The 18,539-nt window shown below is 34.3% G+C and carries 19 protein-coding genes; 8 read left to right on the forward strand and 11 right to left on the reverse strand.

Annotated elements, in window-relative coordinates; genetic code table 11:
* Nucleotides 1-316: 316 nt before the first annotated feature.
* Nucleotides 317-1,552 (reverse strand): ABC transporter permease, encoded by a 1,236-nt coding sequence (locus AB674_RS19385; RefSeq protein WP_047778942.1) that lies wholly within the window; start codon nt 1,550-1,552, stop codon nt 317-319.
* Between the two features lie 119 nt (nt 1,553-1,671).
* A complete protein-coding gene (locus AB674_RS19390) occupies nt 1,672-2,166 on the reverse strand; it encodes a YkgJ family cysteine cluster protein (RefSeq protein ID WP_047778943.1) in 495 nt (164 codons plus the stop codon).
* Between the two features lie 75 nt (nt 2,167-2,241).
* Here AB674_RS19390 and AB674_RS19395 point away from each other — a divergent pair, with 75 nt between their 5' ends.
* Nucleotides 2,242-2,949, forward strand: a complete 708-nt coding sequence (locus AB674_RS19395; RefSeq protein WP_047778944.1) for a class I SAM-dependent methyltransferase — start codon at nt 2,242-2,244, stop codon at nt 2,947-2,949.
* 17 nt (nt 2,950-2,966) lie between these two features.
* Nucleotides 2,967-3,512, forward strand: coding sequence for a YfiT family bacillithiol transferase (locus AB674_RS19400; RefSeq protein ID WP_047778945.1), 546 nt, complete (start codon nt 2,967-2,969; stop codon nt 3,510-3,512).
* 87 nt (nt 3,513-3,599) lie between these two features.
* Here the strand turns inward: AB674_RS19400 and AB674_RS19405 are convergent, their stop codons facing one another.
* From AB674_RS19405 to AB674_RS19440, 8 genes are all read right to left on the reverse strand, one after another.
* Nucleotides 3,600-4,232 (reverse strand): 7-carboxy-7-deazaguanine synthase QueE, encoded by a 633-nt coding sequence (locus AB674_RS19405; RefSeq protein WP_047778946.1) that lies wholly within the window; start codon nt 4,230-4,232, stop codon nt 3,600-3,602.
* Between the two features lie 102 nt (nt 4,233-4,334).
* Nucleotides 4,335-6,005, reverse strand: a complete 1,671-nt coding sequence (locus AB674_RS19410; protein ID WP_047778947.1) for a tetratricopeptide repeat protein — start codon at nt 6,003-6,005, stop codon at nt 4,335-4,337.
* A 16-nt stretch (nt 6,006-6,021) separates the two neighbouring features.
* A complete protein-coding gene (locus AB674_RS19415; protein ID WP_047778948.1) occupies nt 6,022-6,945 on the reverse strand; it encodes a PstS family phosphate ABC transporter substrate-binding protein in 924 nt (307 codons plus the stop codon).
* Between the two features lie 3 nt (nt 6,946-6,948).
* Nucleotides 6,949-7,179 carry a hypothetical protein gene (locus AB674_RS19420; RefSeq protein WP_026983456.1) on the reverse strand — a complete coding sequence of 77 codons (231 nt, stop codon included), beginning with the start codon at nt 7,177-7,179 and terminating at the stop codon, nt 6,949-6,951.
* Nucleotides 7,179-7,979: an energy transducer TonB gene (locus AB674_RS19425; RefSeq protein WP_047778949.1), complete on the reverse strand. Its 801-nt coding sequence runs from the start codon at nt 7,977-7,979 to the stop codon at nt 7,179-7,181. Before AB674_RS19425 ends, AB674_RS19420 begins: the two co-directional genes overlap by 1 nt.
* A 40-nt stretch (nt 7,980-8,019) precedes the next feature.
* A complete protein-coding gene (locus AB674_RS19430; RefSeq protein ID WP_047778950.1) occupies nt 8,020-8,577 on the reverse strand; it encodes an ExbD/TolR family protein in 558 nt (185 codons plus the stop codon).
* Between the two features lie 19 nt (nt 8,578-8,596).
* A complete protein-coding gene (locus AB674_RS19435; protein ID WP_047778951.1) occupies nt 8,597-9,223 on the reverse strand; it encodes an ExbD/TolR family protein in 627 nt (208 codons plus the stop codon).
* 55 nt (nt 9,224-9,278) lie between these two features.
* Entirely contained in the window at nt 9,279-10,103 is an 825-nt protein-coding gene (locus tag AB674_RS19440) for a MotA/TolQ/ExbB proton channel family protein (RefSeq protein WP_047778952.1), read from the reverse strand.
* 379 nt (nt 10,104-10,482) lie between these two features.
* Between AB674_RS19440 and AB674_RS19450 the strand changes: the two genes are divergently transcribed.
* Complete coding sequence (locus tag AB674_RS19450) at nt 10,483-12,003, forward strand: helicase HerA-like domain-containing protein (protein ID WP_047778954.1); 1,521 nt, start codon at nt 10,483-10,485, stop codon at nt 12,001-12,003.
* 44 nt (nt 12,004-12,047) lie between these two features.
* Here the strand turns inward: AB674_RS19450 and AB674_RS19455 are convergent, their stop codons facing one another.
* Nucleotides 12,048-13,388 carry an FAD-dependent oxidoreductase gene (locus AB674_RS19455; protein WP_047778955.1) on the reverse strand — a complete coding sequence of 447 codons (1,341 nt, stop codon included), beginning with the start codon at nt 13,386-13,388 and terminating at the stop codon, nt 12,048-12,050.
* Between the two features lie 304 nt (nt 13,389-13,692).
* On the opposite strand from AB674_RS19455, the gene AB674_RS19460 reads away from it, so the two are divergent.
* The 5 genes from AB674_RS19460 to AB674_RS19480 all read left to right on the forward strand — a co-directional run bounded on the left by AB674_RS19460 (nt 13,693) and on the right by AB674_RS19480 (nt 18,521).
* Complete coding sequence (locus AB674_RS19460; protein WP_131701563.1) at nt 13,693-14,379, forward strand: DUF6058 family natural product biosynthesis protein; 687 nt, start codon at nt 13,693-13,695, stop codon at nt 14,377-14,379.
* A 57-nt stretch (nt 14,380-14,436) separates the two neighbouring features.
* Nucleotides 14,437-15,267, forward strand: coding sequence for an alpha/beta fold hydrolase (locus AB674_RS19465; protein WP_047778957.1), 831 nt, complete (start codon nt 14,437-14,439; stop codon nt 15,265-15,267).
* A 43-nt stretch (nt 15,268-15,310) separates the two neighbouring features.
* Entirely contained in the window at nt 15,311-15,730 is a 420-nt protein-coding gene (locus tag AB674_RS19470) for a nuclear transport factor 2 family protein (RefSeq protein WP_240478112.1), read from the forward strand.
* Between the two features lie 397 nt (nt 15,731-16,127).
* A complete protein-coding gene (locus AB674_RS19475; RefSeq protein ID WP_047778958.1) occupies nt 16,128-16,934 on the forward strand; it encodes a helix-turn-helix domain-containing protein in 807 nt (268 codons plus the stop codon).
* A 72-nt stretch (nt 16,935-17,006) separates the two neighbouring features.
* Nucleotides 17,007-18,521, forward strand: a complete 1,515-nt coding sequence (locus tag AB674_RS19480) for a serine hydrolase (protein ID WP_082210681.1) — start codon at nt 17,007-17,009, stop codon at nt 18,519-18,521.
* Nucleotides 18,522-18,539: the final 18 nt, after the last annotated feature.

Genomic DNA, 18,539 nt, shown 5'->3' on the forward strand with positions numbered 1-18,539 from the left:
AAAAATTAATCCTCTTTTCTTGTCAGTCTATCAGGGAACGTCTGTCTTGTTGCGGGTGCAAAAGTAGTCCCTTTATTCGCTTTTACAAGCTTTTTACTTTGCTTTTTTTGCCTTTTTTTCAATCTTTTTCTTAACTTACTGGTAATAGTGTTTTTACAAAACTTGGCTTTTTGTTGTCTTTAAGAATTTTCTTTCACGTTGTGGTTTTTTCTTGTTGCTGTTCTTTTGGAAGAGCTGATTTTACTGGGGTTTTTAAAAAATAAACCCGACAGGTTTTGAAAACCTGTCGGGTTGGGGTATACTATATAGAGAGAAACTAATCGAAACGAATGGCTTTTACTGGAGAAATCTTAGTTATTATATAAGACGGAATCAATAACACCAGAAAACAAACTGTAACAGTTAACAGATTCAGCAAAATCACATAACCCCAATTTATATATACCGGTGCTTGATTAACATAGTAATTTTCCGGATTAAGCTGAACGATTCCAAAATGCTGCTGAATTAGCAATAATGAAATCCCAATCAGATTACCCCAAAAAAGGCCTCTTATAATAAGGTAAAACGCATTGTATAAAAATATCTTTCTAACCGCCCAGTTATTTGCACCTAACGCTTTCAATATCCCTATCATCTGTGTGCGCTCCAAAATAAGAACCAATAACGCCACCACCATATTAATAGTAGCAACCAAAATCATAATAACAAGGATAACGATAATATTAAAATCAAAAAGTTGCAACCAGTCGAAAATATAGCTGTACTTCTCTATTATTGTTTTAGTATCTAAACTTGATGACGTTTGTTCGTAGATTTGATTTCCTGTAGCTCTGATTTCACTAAAGTCATTAACAAAAACCTCAAAAGCCCCAACCTGATCCGGACTCCACTTATTGATTCGTTGAATATGACGTATATCTCCTATTATATAAGTAGCATCAAAATCCTGAAAACCCGAACTAAAAATTCCTGTTATCACAAAACGACGACTGTTCGGCATTTTACCCTGCTCCTCTTTAATGAAGAAAGTATTAAAATGATCTCCAACTTTAAGACCTAATCGATCGGCCAGGAATCTGGAAATTATAACTTCTTCATTTAAGGCTTTAGTAAAATCAGGCAATCTGCCCTCAACCAGATATTCTTTAATATTATTCCAATCATAATCTACTCCTACTCCTTTGAATATAATTCCTTCAAAAGCACTTTCCGTTCTGATAATTCCAGCCTTACTTGCAATCGCTTGTATGTGACTTACTCCGGGAACAGATTTGAAATCGGGATAGAAATCCTGCTTTTTTGAAATAGGAACTATAGTTACTTCCGAATTATTATTGTCATAATTCGAAATAATCACCTGACCATTAAAAGCAGAAACCTTTTCTCTGATCTTCTGCTGCAGACCAATTCCTGTTGCTACAGAAACCAACATCATAATAATACCAATAGCAATAGCCGATATGGCAATTTTTATAATCGGAGCCGAAATACTGCTTTTAAAATTTTTAGCAGTAATAAGTCTTTTAGCAATGAAGTATTCTAGATTCAATTTTCAGTTGTCTTAAAATTAGTGTATGCCCTCGCATCAGTCAAAAATACGTTTAAAAAAACAAAAACAAATTGTTCCAAAAACAATTATATAATATTTAAGTGCCGAACGGGTTCAATTTACAAAGGAAGTCGCTTCTTCATCTCCTCGACAATATTATACGCGGCTGGACAAATCGCAACATTTTTCAAAGTAAGATCTGTAATCTGCTGAAACTTTTTTCGATCAGTATGCGGAAACTCTCTGCAAGCTTTCGGGCGGACATCGTAAATCATGCAATAATTTTCATTATCCAAAAAAGTACAAGGCACACTTTTCAACACATAATCCTTATCCTCATCAATCTGAAGGTATTGTTCTATAAATTGCCGTGGCTTTTGCCTGAAAGATTTTGAAATCCTTTCGATATCAGCCAAAGTAAACAGTGGCCCGGTTGTTTTACAACAATTGGCACATTGCAAACAATCCGTTTTCTTAAACTCTTTATCATGCAATTCCTGCATCACATAGTCTAAGTTTTTAGGTTGTTTCTTTTTAAGCTTATCGAAATACTTTTTGTTTTCGATATGCTTATCTTTGGCTAACTTATTTAAGTTATTTAAAATCTGTTTCAAGTTTAAAATTTAAAGTTGACCTGCAAAATTAAACAACTTTAAACTTGAAACCTTAAACTTTGAACTAAAAATACAATGAAAGATCTTTTTGGAAAAGCAATGTATGATTTTCAGACCCAAAATTCACCTGAAAATATTATTACCGAAACTTCGATTTCTGAAGAAGACGAGATGAGCGTTGATTATTTATTCCGCTCTTATAATGAAATGCCGAAAATAGAACAAAAAGCATTACAACTGGCAACCGGAAAAATTCTGGACGTAGGCTGCGGAGCGGGCAGTCATAGTTTATCCCTACAAAATGACAGAAATTTAGAGGTCACTTCTATAGATATTTCTACCCATGCAATAGAAACCTGCAAGCTGAGAGGCGTTAAAAATGCAAAAATCCAAAATGTATTAGATCTTGAAGGAGAAAAATTCGACACGGTTGTATTACTAATGAATGGCGTTGGTATCTTTGGAAAACTGGAAAATTGCAATCAGTATTTATCAAAATTAAAATCCTTACTGAATACAGGCGGGCAAATTCTATTGGACAGCTCAGACATTATTTATATGTTTGATGAAGATGAGGATGGCGGCAAATGGATTCCGTCCAGTACTGATTATTACGGAGAACTTGTTTTTAATATCAGCTACAAAGGCGAAAAAGAAGAACCTTTTAATTGGCTGTATCTAGATTACAACACACTTCAGAACGCCGCAATAGCTAACGGACTAAAATGTGAACTTATTCTGGAAGGCGAACACTATGATTATTTAGCCAGACTTTCAATTTAACACTCTTTTTTAAGCTTATGGAAAATTTAGATTTAGAAAAATTAAAATATCCGATTGGGAAGTTCATTACACCTACAACCTATTCGAAAGAGTATCTTTTTAGTCAAATCGAAGAAATTTCATTATTCCCTGAAAAATTAAAACAGGAAACGATCCATTTATCAGCAGAACAACTTGACACTCCCTATCGTCCCGGCGGATGGACCGTTAGACAAGTGATTCATCATTGCGCCGAGAGCCATATGAATTGTTTTATAAGAATAAAATGGGCCTTAACCGAAAACAATCCTGTAATAAAAGCATATGATGAAGTTTTATGGTCTGAATTACCCGATAATTTAAAAATGCCAATAGAGCCCACTTTATCATTACTGGAAGGTCTCCATTTCAGATTAGCTTTTATTATGAAGAATCTATCGGAGACTGAACTGGAAAAAAGCTTCATACATCCGGAAAATAATTCTGAAATTAAGATAAAGCAAATGATAGCCACTTATGCCTGGCATGGCAAACATCATTTAACTCATATAACTACATTGAAAAAACACAAGAACTGGAAATAACCACTAATTGGATCTTTCTTACACACTGTGCCTTCATTATTAAAAACAAAAAATCTCTTCAATTGAAGAGATTTTTTGTTTTATCATTTAAGGAATATTCAAATATTTATGTGTCTGAAGTGAAACACGCCATTTTGGATTATTCATTACATAATCTACAATCAATGGAGTCATTTCTTCTTTTTTACTCCATTCGGGTTGAAGAAATAAAATTGCGTTATCATTTACCAATTCCGCTTGTTCTTCGGCAAAAATAAAATCATGCTTATTGTAGATAATCACTTTTAACTCATGTGCATTATCATAGACAGTTTGAGTTGGCAATTTATTCTTTTTCGGCGAAAGACAAATCCAATCCCATGTTCCGGACAATGGATAGGCACCTGAAGTTTCGATATGGACTTTTAAATTTTTATCTTTTAATTGTTTCGTCAACAAACTCATATCCCATGTTAAAGGCTCACCACCCGTAATTACAACAGTATCCGCATACGTAGAAGCATTTTTTACAATTACATCAATACTTGTTGGTGGATGCAATTCTGCGTTCCAACTTTCTTTCACGTCACACCAGTGGCAGCCCACATCACAACCTCCAATACGAATAAAGTAAGCAGCAGTTCCGGTATGAAAACCTTCTCCCTGAATAGTATAAAACTCTTCCATCAAAGGCAACATAGCACCTTTATTCACTTCTAATTGTATTTCTTTAGCTAACATTATTTTATTTTAAAGTGCAAAGATAGTCATTTAAATACGGAACATAAAAAAACCGGTAGTTCAATGAGAACTACCGGTTTTATATTTAATAAAAGGCTTTAATTATTTCAAAGCTTTCACTGACTGTGCCGCATAAGCATTAGCAGGATCTAAAACTAAACTTTTGTTGAAATATTCAATTGCTTTTGCTTTATCTGTATTAGCATAACTTGCACCGATACTGTTGTAAGCTTCAACTACTTTTTTAACTGTAGCTGGTTTTGCCAATTCTTCAGCACCTTTAGCAGTTATTTTAGTAACATACTCTTCGTAGTTTTTAATGATTAGATCATCTTTTTCCAGTAAGTTGTTGATTCTTCCTTTGTACAAGTAAGCTTCCTCATAAGTAGGAGAAGCAACCAATACTCTGTCAAAAGCAGCATCAGCTTTACCTAAAGCAGCAACAACTTCAGGAGCAGTAGCTGTTTTATTTACATTTGCATAGTAAAGAGCAATACCATAATACACATTATCTGTCAAATAACTTTTTGACTCTGTATTCGTAGCTGTTAACTCAAAAAGATCAGCAGCTTGCACAAACTGTTTTTTACCAAATAATTCTTTTCCAAAATCTCCAAGCTCTTCAACAGCTGTTGGATCTAAAGCAACTCCTTTTTTAATTTCAGCTAAACCTGAATCAAAAGCAGCTGCATCAACTGCACCTTCTGCATTTGTACCTTTTTTAATTTTAGCATAACCAAGATACAAATAATCTCTTGCGATAATTTTATTTGTTGGTACTTTAATATAATCTTCTAATGATTTAATAGCAACATCATAATTTCCATTCTCATAAGCAGCATATCCTAAATATCTGAAGATTCTAGGATTAACTTTATCCTCAGCAATCATTTTATTTGCCACAACTTCAAGATTTTTATAATCTTTAACCAAGATTAAGAAATCAGCGTGACGCATTTTAGAATCTAATGAATAATCTGTAAGACTTAAATATTTCTCGTAGTTTGTAATTGCTTTTTGCAAGTTAACTGTAGAAGTTGAAGGCTTGTTTCTTGCCCATTTGTAATAAGTCTCAGCCAACTCTCTGTATACCGGTCCGTAATTAACATCTAGAGTAATAACTTCATTAAAAGATTTAATTGCTTCTTCGTAAGATTTAGCCCCTTTCAATAAAACCCCTAATTGCATTTTCGCTCTCAAAAGTGTTGGATCAGCAGTAAATGCATCACGGTAAGCTTTATAAGCGTCATTTTGATTATTAGCCCCATAATAAGCATCTCCAATTGTTAAAAGAGCAGTAGCGTTTTGTGGTTCAATAGCCAATGCTTTTTGCAAACTTGCGATTGCATTTTTATAATCCGGGTTATCCGAATTGATATAAGCTCTACCAATGTAAATAAACTCATTTACATCTTTACGTCTAATATCTTTAGTCGCCAAAGCAAAATTAGCCTGAGCTGCCGCTGTATTTTTATTGTTTAGATCGATTTGACCTAATCCAATATAGTTTAGGTTTTTCTTATCTGCTGCTTCAATTCCATTTAGGTAATAAATTTTAGCAGAATCAATAACAGATTGATTTAGGTAAATATTCCCTAAAACAAAATTAGCTTCCCCATCAGATGGTTTTGCTTTAATTATTGATTTTAGCAATGATTTCGCTTTTTGAAATTGTTCCGCGTCAATTGCTTTCTTAGCCTGGTTGATGTCTTGCGCTTTTGCTACAGAAACTGAAGCAACTAAGGCAAAACTAAAAATTTTAAATTTATTCATCTTTATAGTAATTAATTTATTCTTTATCTTTTATAATCTGACTTCTAATTTTAAGCTTTCTTCCCGGAGTTCTCACCGGTAGTAAACCTGATTTTAAAACTATACGTTGACCAATGTCTCCAGCAATGAATGAAGCAAACCCCATTCCTAAACCGGAATATCCCTGGCAATTTATAATAAACAAATCACGTGCCAAAGGATATTTCACTTCAGCAAGATCGTTTTGTGATGGGCTATAGTATGTATTATCATTTAAACCTTTAACACTTAAAACGTTTATTTTCTTAATCAAATCGATCATATTCGGAGCGGGCTGAGACAACCAATTTACTCCAACTACACCGATCATACCATCATTTTCCGAAACGAATTTAATAACTTCTTCATTTGTTTTAAATGAAAAAACACCGTTAGTTGGAATCTCTTTAACCTTTGCCAACTCTTTCATGTAACGGACAGTACTGGAATTAGGATTATCGAATACCAATCCTTTAATACCGGTATCTGTTTTCCCTTGCATAAAATCAATTACAGATTTCAACGCAATTAAAGTGTCATTATTGCTTTTACTTGAAATCAAAGCTATCGCATCTTTTGCAAAAGGCGTAATTCTTGGCTTTATTTTACTCTTTGCAAACCTCTCTTCTTCTTCTTTGGACAAGGTTCTTGTTGTAACAACTACTTTTGCTTTTTGATTCAACAAATCATTAATAAGCTCTGCTTCTGATTTCGCTTTAACTGCAATCTTGGCATCGTAATATGTCCCTTCAAAAACCGCAACCTGATCCTCAACGATTGGTTTTATAGTTTCGTCAACCGTAATATCTAAAGATCCTTTTAAGATTGTCTCTTTGCTCTCATCGTTTTTGCTTTTTTGATTGCACATGGCAAACAAAAAGACAAAAGCTACTAAACCAAAAACTTTACTATATTTTAACATAAACTATTCTGCGTTTGAATTAATTAATCTCAGGAAACGGATGGCTGAATAAACGATCAATAAACCACCAAAAGCATATCTGTATTTAGGCTCCATATCTAATGGAAGCTTCTTCCAAAACATAATCATTAAACCAAGCACAAGATATATTAAAAAAAACAGTATTCCTAAAACAAGAAGAAATCGCTCTTTGAGCGATTTCTTCTGAATATTATTAAGCATATCTTTTAACATTATTCTGCAGATTGAATAGTAATAGGTAAAGAGTAAAGTACCCTAACTTTTTTACCATTTTGCTCGCCGGGAGTCCATCTTGGACATTTTTTAAGAACACGAATCGCTTCTGCTCCTGTACCGTAACCGATATCCCTTAAAACTTTAATGTCGGTTAATGAACCGTCTTTCTCTACTACAAAAGTAACGTAAACTTTACCTTTTAAACCTTCTTCATCTGGCGTCTTATAATTGTTTCCTACAAATTTGTAGAACTTTTCAATTCCTCCAGGGAAATCCGGTTTTACTTCGATACCAGCTGTACTATATACACTGTTATCTTCTTCTACCACCTGCGATACAGGACCAGTACCAACTGGCTCATCTACTACAAGTTTTGCGTTTGGATCTCCTTTGATTGTTTCAGAACCTACTTTTTTCTCTTTAAGTTCTTCAATCTTTGGTGGCTCCTCAGTTACCTCGTTAGCCTTAGCTACCACAGGTTTCACAAACTTCACCTGATCCACTTTTGGTGGTGGTGGTGGTGGTGGTGGTTGATTAGGTTTAACTTCCTCTTTCTTTGGAGGTAGTTTTACCGTCGCAATCTTAATATCGTTATTAACATCTTCTTCCTTAGAATCCGGTAAAAAACTTGCAATAAGAGGAGCTGCTACAGCAAAGCTAAAGATAACGGAACCAATGATAAGCGCTTTTACAGTCGTCTTACCGTTCGATTTTCTTAACTCATATGCACCATATATCTTATTACGTCCTTCGAATACGATATCAAGCCACTGATTTTTTATAATATCTAATTTCATTTTTCTTGAGTATTAGGGTATCAATAAAACAAGATTGCTCTTATTTTTTATCTACCAATTTTTTTTCTTCAGGTGTAAACTCAGGAACAATTGCGTACGTATCTACTCCAGCGATCGCCATTTCATCCAACATATCAACTAAATTGCGGTAAGTTGATTTCTTAGTTGGTTTGATAATAACTATGATCCCCTGTTTTGGTTTCCCTTTTGCTGCAGAATATTCCAAAACCGATTTCTTTCTTTTAAGAACTTCTTTACGTATACCATCTTTACCATATGCAATATCTTTAGGCCCCGCAATAGGAGTCGCTAATAATCCCATATAATAAGTCAACTTATTATTCTCTCCTAATATTAATGTCATCGTACGATTTTCATCTACCTTGATATCTACATTCTTAGTAGAGTCATCGTCTTTATCTGGCAATGACAAATCCATAGATTGAGGTTTTGACAACGATGTGGTTAACATAAAGAATGTGATCAATAAGAATGCCAAATCCACCATTGCCGTTAAATCGACTTTAGAATTCTGCTTTTTACTTCTTACTTTACCACCTTTTCCGCCACCACCGTCGCCGGTATTTAATTCAGCCATTTTAGTGTATCTTTTTTAATTAAAAGTCTTTTCCTCTCATTCCTGTAACTAAGTTAAAGGAATTGATTTTCTGATCTTGCAAAATATCCATTATCTTTTTGATTTGTGGATATTGTTCTTTAGCATCTCCTTTAATTGCAATTTGTAATTCCTTATCATCAAGATCAATTGCAGCTCTTCTTGAAACTAAAAGCCATTCTTTTAATTGATTGTCTAAAGAATCGATTGGAATACCAGGTTGGTCTGCTTTTACTCTATCAGACGATGTCATACCGATGATCGATTTTAAACTTGTTATTGGAACACCGAAGTCATCCATTAAGGCAAATTTAGTTTTATCATCTTCTGAAAAAGTCACACCGAATTTTGCTCCCATTCCTTCAAGAGTTCTTTTACGAATCTCTCTTCCTTTAATATCGAAAAACACTTTGCTTTTCCCGTCTTTTCCTTTTCCAATTGTAATAATTGCCAAATCTGAATCTGGTAATTTACTTTGTACAGTAGAAGAAGGCATATCTACAGGAAGTGCTTCCGGCACTTTAGCAGTAGCTGTCAAAATAAAGAACGTAAGCAAAAGGAACGCAACATCGCACATGGCAGTCATATCTGTCGATGTTGACTTTTTTTTCATTTTTATTTTAGCCATTCTCTTTTATTTTACTTTGATATAATTAATTTATATATTAAATATCAAAAATTAATTATTGTTTCAAACTTCCTCTGAATCTTCTGTAAGTATTTACGATTGTAGTACCAGCCTCATCAATTGAGTAAGTTAAATCATCAATTTTAGAAGTAAAGAAGTTGTAAGATACAATTGCTAAGATTGAAGTAGAGATACCTGTTGCAGTGTTGATAAGTGCTTCAGAAATACCTGTTGCAAGAGCAGCTTGATCCGGAGTACCAGCAGAAGCTAATGCACCAAACGCTTTAATCATACCAGATACAGTTCCTAGTAATCCTCCTAAAGTTCCTAATGAAACTAAACTAGAGATAATAGTCATATTTTTTTCTAACATTGGCATTTCTAATGAAGTTGCCTCTTCGATTTCTTTGTGGATTACTTCTGAAGCTTCTTCACTGTTGAATCCTTCTTTTTTAACGTCTTGGTATTTAATTAAAGCAGATTTAATTGCATTTGCAACTGAACCTTGTTGTTTGTCACAAGAAGCGATTGCAGCTTCGATGTTTCCTTCTTTAATGCTTCCTTGAACGCTTTTCATGAATTTATCTAAATTAGCTTTTCCAGCTGCTTTACCGATAACGATGAATCTTTCAATAGAAAAAACAACAACCATTAAAAACATACCTAATAATACTGGTACGATAAAACCACCTTTGTATACTTGTCCTAAAGTATTGATCGGATGCCCAGTTTCTGGATTTCCTCCCTCGAAGTTAGAAGCATCTCCCATGATTACTTTCCAAATAAACACCCCAACTAAAATACACGCAACAATAATGATTCCGGTAATCATTCCTCCTCCATTTGAAGTGCTTTCTTTTTTAACTTTAACGTTTGCCATTTTTTTTAATTTTAATAGTTTTAAATAATTTTATTTTTTAGTTATATTTAACTTGTAGAGGAGCAAATTTATACGTTTAGTTTAAATAAAAAAACTTTTTTTAATTTAATTGAAGGAAATTTAACGTCAATTTAAAAAATATCTCATTAAATTGCCTTTGTTACTTTTTAGATAAAACAAAAAACAGGATGATTTTTGGGAAAATTACAACGTTTTAGTAAATATTCCAACATTCCGCTGATATCTTCTTAAAAAGTTGCGAAATTATTTTTTGTTTTATTTTTATACTGAAAAAGCTTTTTCCTACTAAAAAAAACAAGGTCAAACTGTTAAAAAACACAGCAAAACTCTTATAATCATCTAAATTACGAATAAAAACATGAATAAAAAAGACAATTTCATTCAAGATATAAACAATGGCTATTCTTCAAAAGGTGCCAGTATTATCTTGGGGGGCGCAATCCTAGACGGGGAAGCACTTGCCGAAACCCATGTTAAGATTCCCTTAAAAACTTTAAACCGTCACGGACTAATTGCCGGCGCAACAGGTACGGGAAAGACCAAAACAATTCAGGTCTTTTCGGAACAATTATCAAATGCAGGAATACCTGTATTAATGATGGATATTAAAGGAGATTTTAGCGGAATTGCAAAAGAAGGGAAAGAAGAAGGTTTTATTACGGAGCGCCACGCTAAAATAAACATTCCATATAATGTAGCTGCGTTTCCTGTAGAGCTTATGTCCCTATCCAAACAAAATGGGGTTCGTTTGCGTGCTACTGTTTCTGAATTTGGCCCTGTACTGTTTTCCAGAATTTTAGACCTAAATGATACGCAGACGGGAGTTGTTTCTGTAATCTTCAAATATTGTGATGACAATCAGATGCCTTTACTGGATTTGAAAGACATCAAAAAAGTAATCAATTATATTACGGAAGAAGGGAAAGATGAAATTGCAGCGGCTTATGGTAAAATTTCAACCGCAACAACCGGAACTATTCTGAGAAAAATAATCGAATTGGAACAACAGGGTGGCGATTTGTTTTTTGGAGAGCTATCTTTCGAAATTGATGATTTGATGCGTATTGATGAAAACGGAAAAGGATACGTAAACATTATTCGTTTGACGGATATTCAGGATAAACCCAAATTATTCTCGACTTTTATGTTGAGTTTATTGGCTGAAATTTATCAGCAAATGCCTGAAAAAGGAGATTCTGATCAGCCTGAACTAGTAATCTTTATTGATGAAGCGCATTTAATTTTTAATGAAGCCAGTAAAGTTTTACTTGAACAAATTGAAACTATTGTAAAACTAATTCGCTCTAAAGGTATTGGCGTTTATTTTGTCACACAAAATCCAATGGATGTTCCTAGTGGTGTTTTAGCACAATTAGGATTAAAAATACAACATGCGCTTAGAGCTTTTACAGCCAATGACAGACAGGCAATCAAAAAAACAGCGGACAACTACCCTACCTCAGCCTACTACAAAACAGATGAATTATTGACGAGCTTAGGGATTGGAGAGGCATTGGTTACGGCATTAAATGAAAAAGGAGTTCCAACACCGCTTGTAGCAACGATGATGCGTGCGCCAATGAGCCGAATGGACGTTTTATCTGCCGATGAAATTGAAGTGATCAATGGTAAATCGAAACTTGTAAAAAAATACAGTGAAGAGCTTGACCGTGAAAGTGCTTACGAAATCTTAACCAAAAAAATAACCGATGCGCAACAAGCGAGTTCGGAACAGGAAGAGGCTCAAACTTCTCAAAGACAATCCAAATCAGAACCTAGTACAGCAAGTGTGGTTGGTAAATCTGTTTTAAAAGTTGTAACGAGTGCTACTTTTATCAGAGGTGTTTTTGGTGTTTTGTCTAAGATATTTAAGAAGTAAAAAAAATAAACCCGACAGGTTTTGGAAACCTGTCGGGTTTGATTTTATCGGGTTAACAACTCCAAAATCTTGTTTTCAATTTCGGGAGTATTCCACGTATTTTCAATATTATCTAATTTTAGAATCTCATCCATGATTGCGTTTTGGAAATCGCCAATCGCCAAGGCTTCTGTATAGGGACGATCGCTGAAAGTCACACGACTGTATAACGGAATCCATTTATCGGGATGTTTATCTGAGAATGTTTTTTCGATTTTCTTTTGCAACAAGAATTTCTCATCTGCCGTTTTGGTGCTCATTTCCATAAAATTGCGATACGAAAGTTCTGCTATCGCATCTGCATTAGGCTTACGCGAGATCTGATACTCGGAGAAAACTTTTTTCCAATCATCTCCGTACTTTTCGATCATTTCATTTAGAACCGTGATATCTTCAAAACCGGCATTCATACCTTGCCCATAAAATGGGACAATTGCATGGCAGGCATCTCCGATTAGGGCAATTTTATCTTCGTATGTCCAGGGAAAACATTTCATGGTGACCAAAGTACTGGTTGGATTTTTAAAGAAATCTTCTGCCAGTTTTGGAATTACTTCTATCGAATCCGGGAAGTTTTTTTCAAAGAACTCTTCGACACTCTTACGGTCTGTTAAAGATGCAAACGAATTTTCGCCTTCAAATGGCATAAACAAGGTACAGGTAAAACTTCCGTCTAAATTAGGAAGCGCAATCAACATGTACTCGCCACGTGGCCAAATATGAAAAGAATATTTATCTAATTTATGTGTAGCATCAGAATTTGCCGGAATATTCAATTCTTTATAGCCCATATTCAAAAATTCCTGCGAATAATTGAACATACTCTGACGTTGCATGCGGTGTCTGATTCTTGAGAAAGCACCATCGGCACCAAAAACCATATCAAATTTCTTCTCTTCCCACTCACCTCTTTCGGTATCGCCAATATGCAGCGTGGCATCATTGAGCGTAACATCCCATATTTTTTGTTCAAAGAAAAACTCTGCTCCGGCTTGTTCTGCAAGATCAATCATTTTTCTATTTAAAGTCCCTCTTGAAATCGAATAAATCGATTCGCCTTCCTGACCGTAATTTTGAAAATTTAGTTTGTCTACCAAATGAATGGCGCGTTTGTCCATTGGGATTGCGATTTCGCGAACCGCATCACCAACACCAACTGCATCAAGAGCTTTCCAGCCTCTATTGGACATTGCCAGATTGATAGAACGTCCCGAAAAATTGATTTGGCGAATATCAGGACTACGATCATAAACATGAACGGTATGACCTGCTTTTTTAAGGTAAATTGCTAATAACGATCCTACCAATCCAGAACCGACAACAGCAATTTTAAGTGGAGTTTGCATCAAGAAAAATCTAAATAATAAGACCGTAAAAATAAGTAATAAATGCACAAAACTTTAAAATAAAGCAAATATTTAGCATTTAAGCCCCCTAAATACCTATTAGCCATCCACAAAAAAAGGCCGTTGACACGATTTCTCCTCTCCTTTGTGGTTTGTTAACGCTATTGGAACATTACAAAAGAGTTCCGGTTCTGCTCATCGTAACAGCTGTTTCTTCGAAAATCTTCATTTTTCAGAGCAAAATACAGTAGAAAAAATCTATTTTTACTACTCAGAAATTATAACTAAACAATACCCTACCAAAATGGAATCAAACCTAAAATACATCGAAGACAACTACATCGAACTGGAAAATCTGGCGATACTTACCCATTTTGAAACAGCTGAAATTGAAAAATTTATCCTTGAAAAATTAATTCCTTCCTATTCTTATTTGATACATTCTGAGATAAAAATATCTTCTTCTTTAAATGACTCACACTCGATTTCAACAGTAAAAAAATACTTTAGCAAAAACGTTGTAAGTCTTTTAAACGATTTAAAAACAACCCAAAACAACAGTGAAGAAGTAAAACAAAAATTTAGAGAAAACTTTATCCAGCGTTTACTAAATCACAGCACCAAAGAATTTGCGTATCAAAATCTATTCGATGAAAACAATCGTGTAAATGAAGAAAGATTAGACATGGCTTTTGAAGAGGAATGGCAACATTACAACAATGGTATATATGGCATATGCACCTTGAATGCTTCAGAAAATGACATTATCGACAAAGAGATTATTGTAAAGAAACTAATCAAATTCAATCAGGAAAAAGAAAATCTAAAACTAACGGACTCTGAAAAAGAAGAATTAAAAAACCTCAACGCCGAATTTAACAAATCAACTAATCTTTTCGCTCCTTACCAAAGAGCAACCAGCAGCAGAGGGAAATATCTAGACAAAATTCTACAGGAAAATGATCTAAGTGACTTAGTAAAAAAGTACTAATAATATATTTACCACCAATATATTGCCAATCTTTCAATCAATCAAAAAACCAAAATCATGAAAAAATCGGTCTTATTTCTTATCTGTTTCCTTACTATAGGAACATTAGTTGGACAAAACAACCTTACTACTCCCTATGGCGACAATAAAGAAGCTGGGAACTATAAAGACATTAACGGCATCAAAATGTATTATGAGGTTTACGGAAGTGGAAAGCCTTTGGTGTTACTTCACGGAAATGGCGGTTCGATTAAAGGTCATGGGCACCGAATCGAATATTTTAAAAAATACTTTCAGGTTATAGCCATCGACAGCAGAGGGCACGGAAAATCAGTTGATCCGTCCAACGAACAACTAAAATATGTGCAAATGGCCAACGATGTCAGCACTTTGTTAGATTCTTTAAAAATTGACAGTGCTTATGTTTGGGGCCAAAGCGATGGTGGCATTCTAGGGCTATTGCTTGCGATAAACCATCCTAAAAAAGTTAGCAAAGTCGCCACTTTTGGAGCCAATTTATTTCCGGGTAAAAAAGCGGTTTATAATGAAATCGATGAAGTAGTAAAGGAGACCTTAAAAACGACAAAAGATTCGCATGTCAGAAATCTTTATAATCTACTGGAATACCAGCCTAATATCTCTGAAAAAGATTTACATAAAATAAAATGCCCTGTATTAGTTATGTCTGGCGACAGAGATGCTATCAGACTGGAACATTCGATTAAAATTTTCGATAACATTGAGAACTCCAACTTTTTTGTGATGCCCGGAGCAACACATTTTGGTTCTTATGAGAAACCGGATCTTTTTAACTTGGTATTGTTGAGTTTCTTTAATGATCCATTTAAGAAAACGTCCACTGTTGAATTGTTTACTGTTAAAAAATAATCTTTCAGCACCATCCTAAAACCTAATTTGATCGGATCAAACCATGAAAAAACCAATCCTCTTTCTTTTTATCTTCCTAATTAGCGGAATGATAAAAGCACAAACAAATGAACAAGTTCTGAAAATGGCTAATCTAAAAACAGAAATCATTAAAATGGACAGTCTGCTTTTCACGGTTGCTTTTAATGAATGTAAAACGGATCTTTTCAAAAAAATTATAGCCGACGATATTGAGTTTTTCGACGATCGTTCGGGGTTAAACAATTCGAAAGAGCACGAAATAAAAACTTTTAATGAAAAATGTGCCCGATCTGAAAAGGTTACCCGAAAATTAAACTCCACTACTATTGATAAATTAGGAGATTTTGGCGCAGTACAATTGGGAGATCACACTTTTCTAGTGGATGGTGTTCCGGTTGGGACTGCAAAAATTTATTCATATCTGGGAACGAAAAAACAATGACTGGGTTTTAAAACGCATTGTTAGTTATGAGCATAGGCCTATTAAAAAATAATACTATATCTTGTTGTCAGGGTTCTGTTCCTTAAAAATTCGCTAAGAAGCTTAGTTGTAATGTTTTTTTGCACGCAGATTTTGCAGATTGGGCGGATTTGTTTACCTGTAACGAGCTATTAAAATCTTTCTGTCTTTCTTAACTCCAAAAATAACTCCTGTAAATCAGTAAAATCTGCGTGAAAATTTTCGTGAACATAAATCACAAATAACATCTCTACTCCTTTGCTCCCTTGTACCTCTGTAACTTTGCACCTCATCTTGCTTCAAACCTAAAAAAACACTATTTTCGTTTGTCACTAAAAACGAGTCAATTCTAACGATTTTCAACAACATAATAAAGCAAATGAACCTCTATTCAGAATTTTATGTAAGTGAAAAAAGTGAACGCTTTGTCAATAAGATTTGGTGTCTTGATAATAGTATTGGAGAAACTTTAATTGAGAATAAACTCATTCTGCCTAATGGCTGTTTTAACTTAGCGATTGTAAGCGGAAGGTCTATAGAAGTTCACACCAGCAAAAAAAAGTATCTCATGACAGAGGGACTCTATTTTTGTTCGCAAATGACCAATAAAGTTTTAGTGAATATCCAACCTGGAACTAAAGTAACCATTACGCAATTACACCCCTGGACACTTTCGATGTTTCCTAAATATGATTTAAGCAATTTTACAGATGCTATCCTTAAAATAGATCCAACAGAACTTCCTTTCGATGACGAAATTGATTATCGTTTAAACAGTTCTATTTCAGATTTACTGAATGTTATCAATACTTATTTCGAAGAATTAGATGCTTTACATCCGTCTAAAAATACAATTGAAAAAATCTGCGAAATCATCAGACTTCATGAGGAAGAAATTTCAATTTCTGAAATTGGAAAAATTATAAACTTATCACAGCGCTCCTTACAAATTAAGTTTCAGGCGGCAACCGGACTTACCATCAAAAAATACATTCAGCTACTAAAATTTAGAAAATCGGTCGATCAAATGGTCCATATGAGTCAGGAAAAACTAAGTCTGACCGATGTTGCACTTTATAATAAATATTTTGACCAGTCGCATTTTATAAAAAAATTTAAAGACGTGACGAAAACAACTCCAAAAATGTTCAATCCGGATTTTTACTTTCTATCCAAGAAAAGATAGTATTTCGCATTTGTACAATTTCTTGATCAGTAATTTCTTTACTATTGTAAAATCAATCACACCAATCAAAAAATGAATTTCAAGAAATCAAATCTATTCCAGTTAAAGCTAATTTTAACTGGTCTTTTTTTCTTCCAGATCCAATCCGGATTTTCGCAGGAAGAAAAAAACTCTGAACTGTATAAAACCATTATGTCAAAAGACAGCCTACTGTTTAATGTTGGCTTTAATACTTGCGACATTTCTCAATTTGAAAATTTATATACGGAAGATTTTGAATTTTATCATGACAAAGACAGTATCTCAAACAAAGCCCAATTTTTAATCAACTTAAAAAAAGGAATATGTGACAAGTCAAGACCTTATAGATATCGCAGAGAATTGGTTACTGGAAGTACTGAAGTTTATCCTTTATACAAAAACGGAATCGTATATGGTGCCATACAAATGGGAAGACATCGCTTTTATGAAATCTCACCGGGAAAACCGGAACAAGCAGGAAGTTATGCCAAATTTACCCATCTCTGGCTTTTAAAAAACAAAGACTGGAAATTAGGCAGATCGTTAAGTTACGATCATCAAATGCCTGACTCAACAGCTGATCAATCTACTCTTTTTGATGAAGAGGAAACAACCGAAAAATGGCTTAAAGAAAATAATATCCCCGCTTTAGGAATTGGAGTTATCGCTGACGGAAAATTGAAACAAATAAAAGTTTTCGGCAGCCTTAAAAAAGAAGTTAGCGCACCGTACAATACGATATGGAATGTCGCTTCCCTAACAAAACCAATCACTGCAATTGTGGCATTGAAATTAGTCAGTCAAGGAAAATGGAATCTGGACGAACCGATCTACCAATACTGGACAGATCCGGATGTTGCCAATGACCCTAACAACAAATTAATTACAACAAGACTTATTATAAGCCACCAGACCGGTTTTCCGAATTGGAGGTATATGAACAAATCCGGCAAATTAGACATTCAATTTAAACCGGGCACTAAACATCAATATTCAGGAGAAGGGTTTGAATATTTGAGAAAAGCAATAGAAAAAAAATTCCACAAGCCATTGAACCAATTAGCGGCAGAATTAATTTTTGAGCCGCTGCAAATGACCGACACTCAATTTTTCTGGAATGCTAAAACCGATGAATCCAGATTTGCCATTGGTTACGACACCAAAGGAAATGCCTATGAAACAAACAAAAATAAAACCGCAAACGCTGCCGATGATCTGCTAACCACCATCAAAGATTATGGAACCTTTTTATGTAGTGTAATGAACGGCGACGGTTTGAGTAAAAAAGTTTTTGATGACATGATTACCCCCCAGGTTAGTAAAGAGAAAAAAAACAAATACTTCGGATTGGGTTTCGAAATATATGATCTTGAAAATAGCACCTATGCATTATCACATGGAGGCGCAGATCAAGGCGTACAAACCCTTGTTTTTCTCTTACCAAAGACCAAACAAGGACTGCTTATTTTTACCAATGTAGATGATGGTTACAAAGTTTATAAGAAACTACTTTTGCACTATTTAGGCGAAAATGGTAAAAAAATAATTGCTATTGAAACGAAATAACTGAATTTAAAAAACAGT

This window comes from Flavobacterium sp. ABG (assembly GCF_001027725.1).
GTDB classification, from domain to species: Bacteria; Bacteroidota; Bacteroidia; order Flavobacteriales; family Flavobacteriaceae; genus Flavobacterium; species Flavobacterium cupriresistens.

What these genes read in the sequence shown, in the direction of transcription:
- AB674_RS19480 (WP_082210681.1), top strand. Translation starts at nt 17,007, where the DNA reads ATGAATTTCAAGAAATCAAATCTATTCCAGTTAAAGCTAATTTTAACT.
- AB674_RS19440 (WP_047778952.1), bottom strand. Translation starts at nt 10,103, where the DNA reads ATGGCAAACGTTAAAGTTAAAAAAGAAAGCACTTCAAATGGAGGAGGA.
- AB674_RS19400 (WP_047778945.1), top strand. Translation starts at nt 2,967, where the DNA reads ATGGAAAATTTAGATTTAGAAAAATTAAAATATCCGATTGGGAAGTTC.
- AB674_RS19405 (WP_047778946.1), bottom strand. Translation starts at nt 4,232, where the DNA reads ATGTTAGCTAAAGAAATACAATTAGAAGTGAATAAAGGTGCTATGTTG.
- AB674_RS19425 (WP_047778949.1), bottom strand. Translation starts at nt 7,979, where the DNA reads ATGAAATTAGATATTATAAAAAATCAGTGGCTTGATATCGTATTCGAA.
- AB674_RS19470 (WP_240478112.1), top strand. Translation starts at nt 15,311, where the DNA reads ATGAAAAAACCAATCCTCTTTCTTTTTATCTTCCTAATTAGCGGAATG.
- AB674_RS19395 (WP_047778944.1), top strand. Translation starts at nt 2,242, where the DNA reads ATGAAAGATCTTTTTGGAAAAGCAATGTATGATTTTCAGACCCAAAAT.
- AB674_RS19475 (WP_047778958.1), top strand. Translation starts at nt 16,128, where the DNA reads ATGAACCTCTATTCAGAATTTTATGTAAGTGAAAAAAGTGAACGCTTT.
- AB674_RS19465 (WP_047778957.1), top strand. Translation starts at nt 14,437, where the DNA reads ATGAAAAAATCGGTCTTATTTCTTATCTGTTTCCTTACTATAGGAACA.
- AB674_RS19430 (WP_047778950.1), bottom strand. Translation starts at nt 8,577, where the DNA reads ATGGCTGAATTAAATACCGGCGACGGTGGTGGCGGAAAAGGTGGTAAA.
- AB674_RS19420 (WP_026983456.1), bottom strand. Translation starts at nt 7,179, where the DNA reads ATGTTAAAAGATATGCTTAATAATATTCAGAAGAAATCGCTCAAAGAG.
- AB674_RS19450 (WP_047778954.1), top strand. Translation starts at nt 10,483, where the DNA reads ATGAATAAAAAAGACAATTTCATTCAAGATATAAACAATGGCTATTCT.
- AB674_RS19410 (WP_047778947.1), bottom strand. Translation starts at nt 6,005, where the DNA reads ATGAATAAATTTAAAATTTTTAGTTTTGCCTTAGTTGCTTCAGTTTCT.
- AB674_RS19455 (WP_047778955.1), bottom strand. Translation starts at nt 13,388, where the DNA reads ATGCAAACTCCACTTAAAATTGCTGTTGTCGGTTCTGGATTGGTAGGA.
- AB674_RS19415 (WP_047778948.1), bottom strand. Translation starts at nt 6,945, where the DNA reads ATGTTAAAATATAGTAAAGTTTTTGGTTTAGTAGCTTTTGTCTTTTTG.
- AB674_RS19460 (WP_131701563.1), top strand. Translation starts at nt 13,693, where the DNA reads ATGGAATCAAACCTAAAATACATCGAAGACAACTACATCGAACTGGAA.
- AB674_RS19435 (WP_047778951.1), bottom strand. Translation starts at nt 9,223, where the DNA reads ATGGCTAAAATAAAAATGAAAAAAAAGTCAACATCGACAGATATGACT.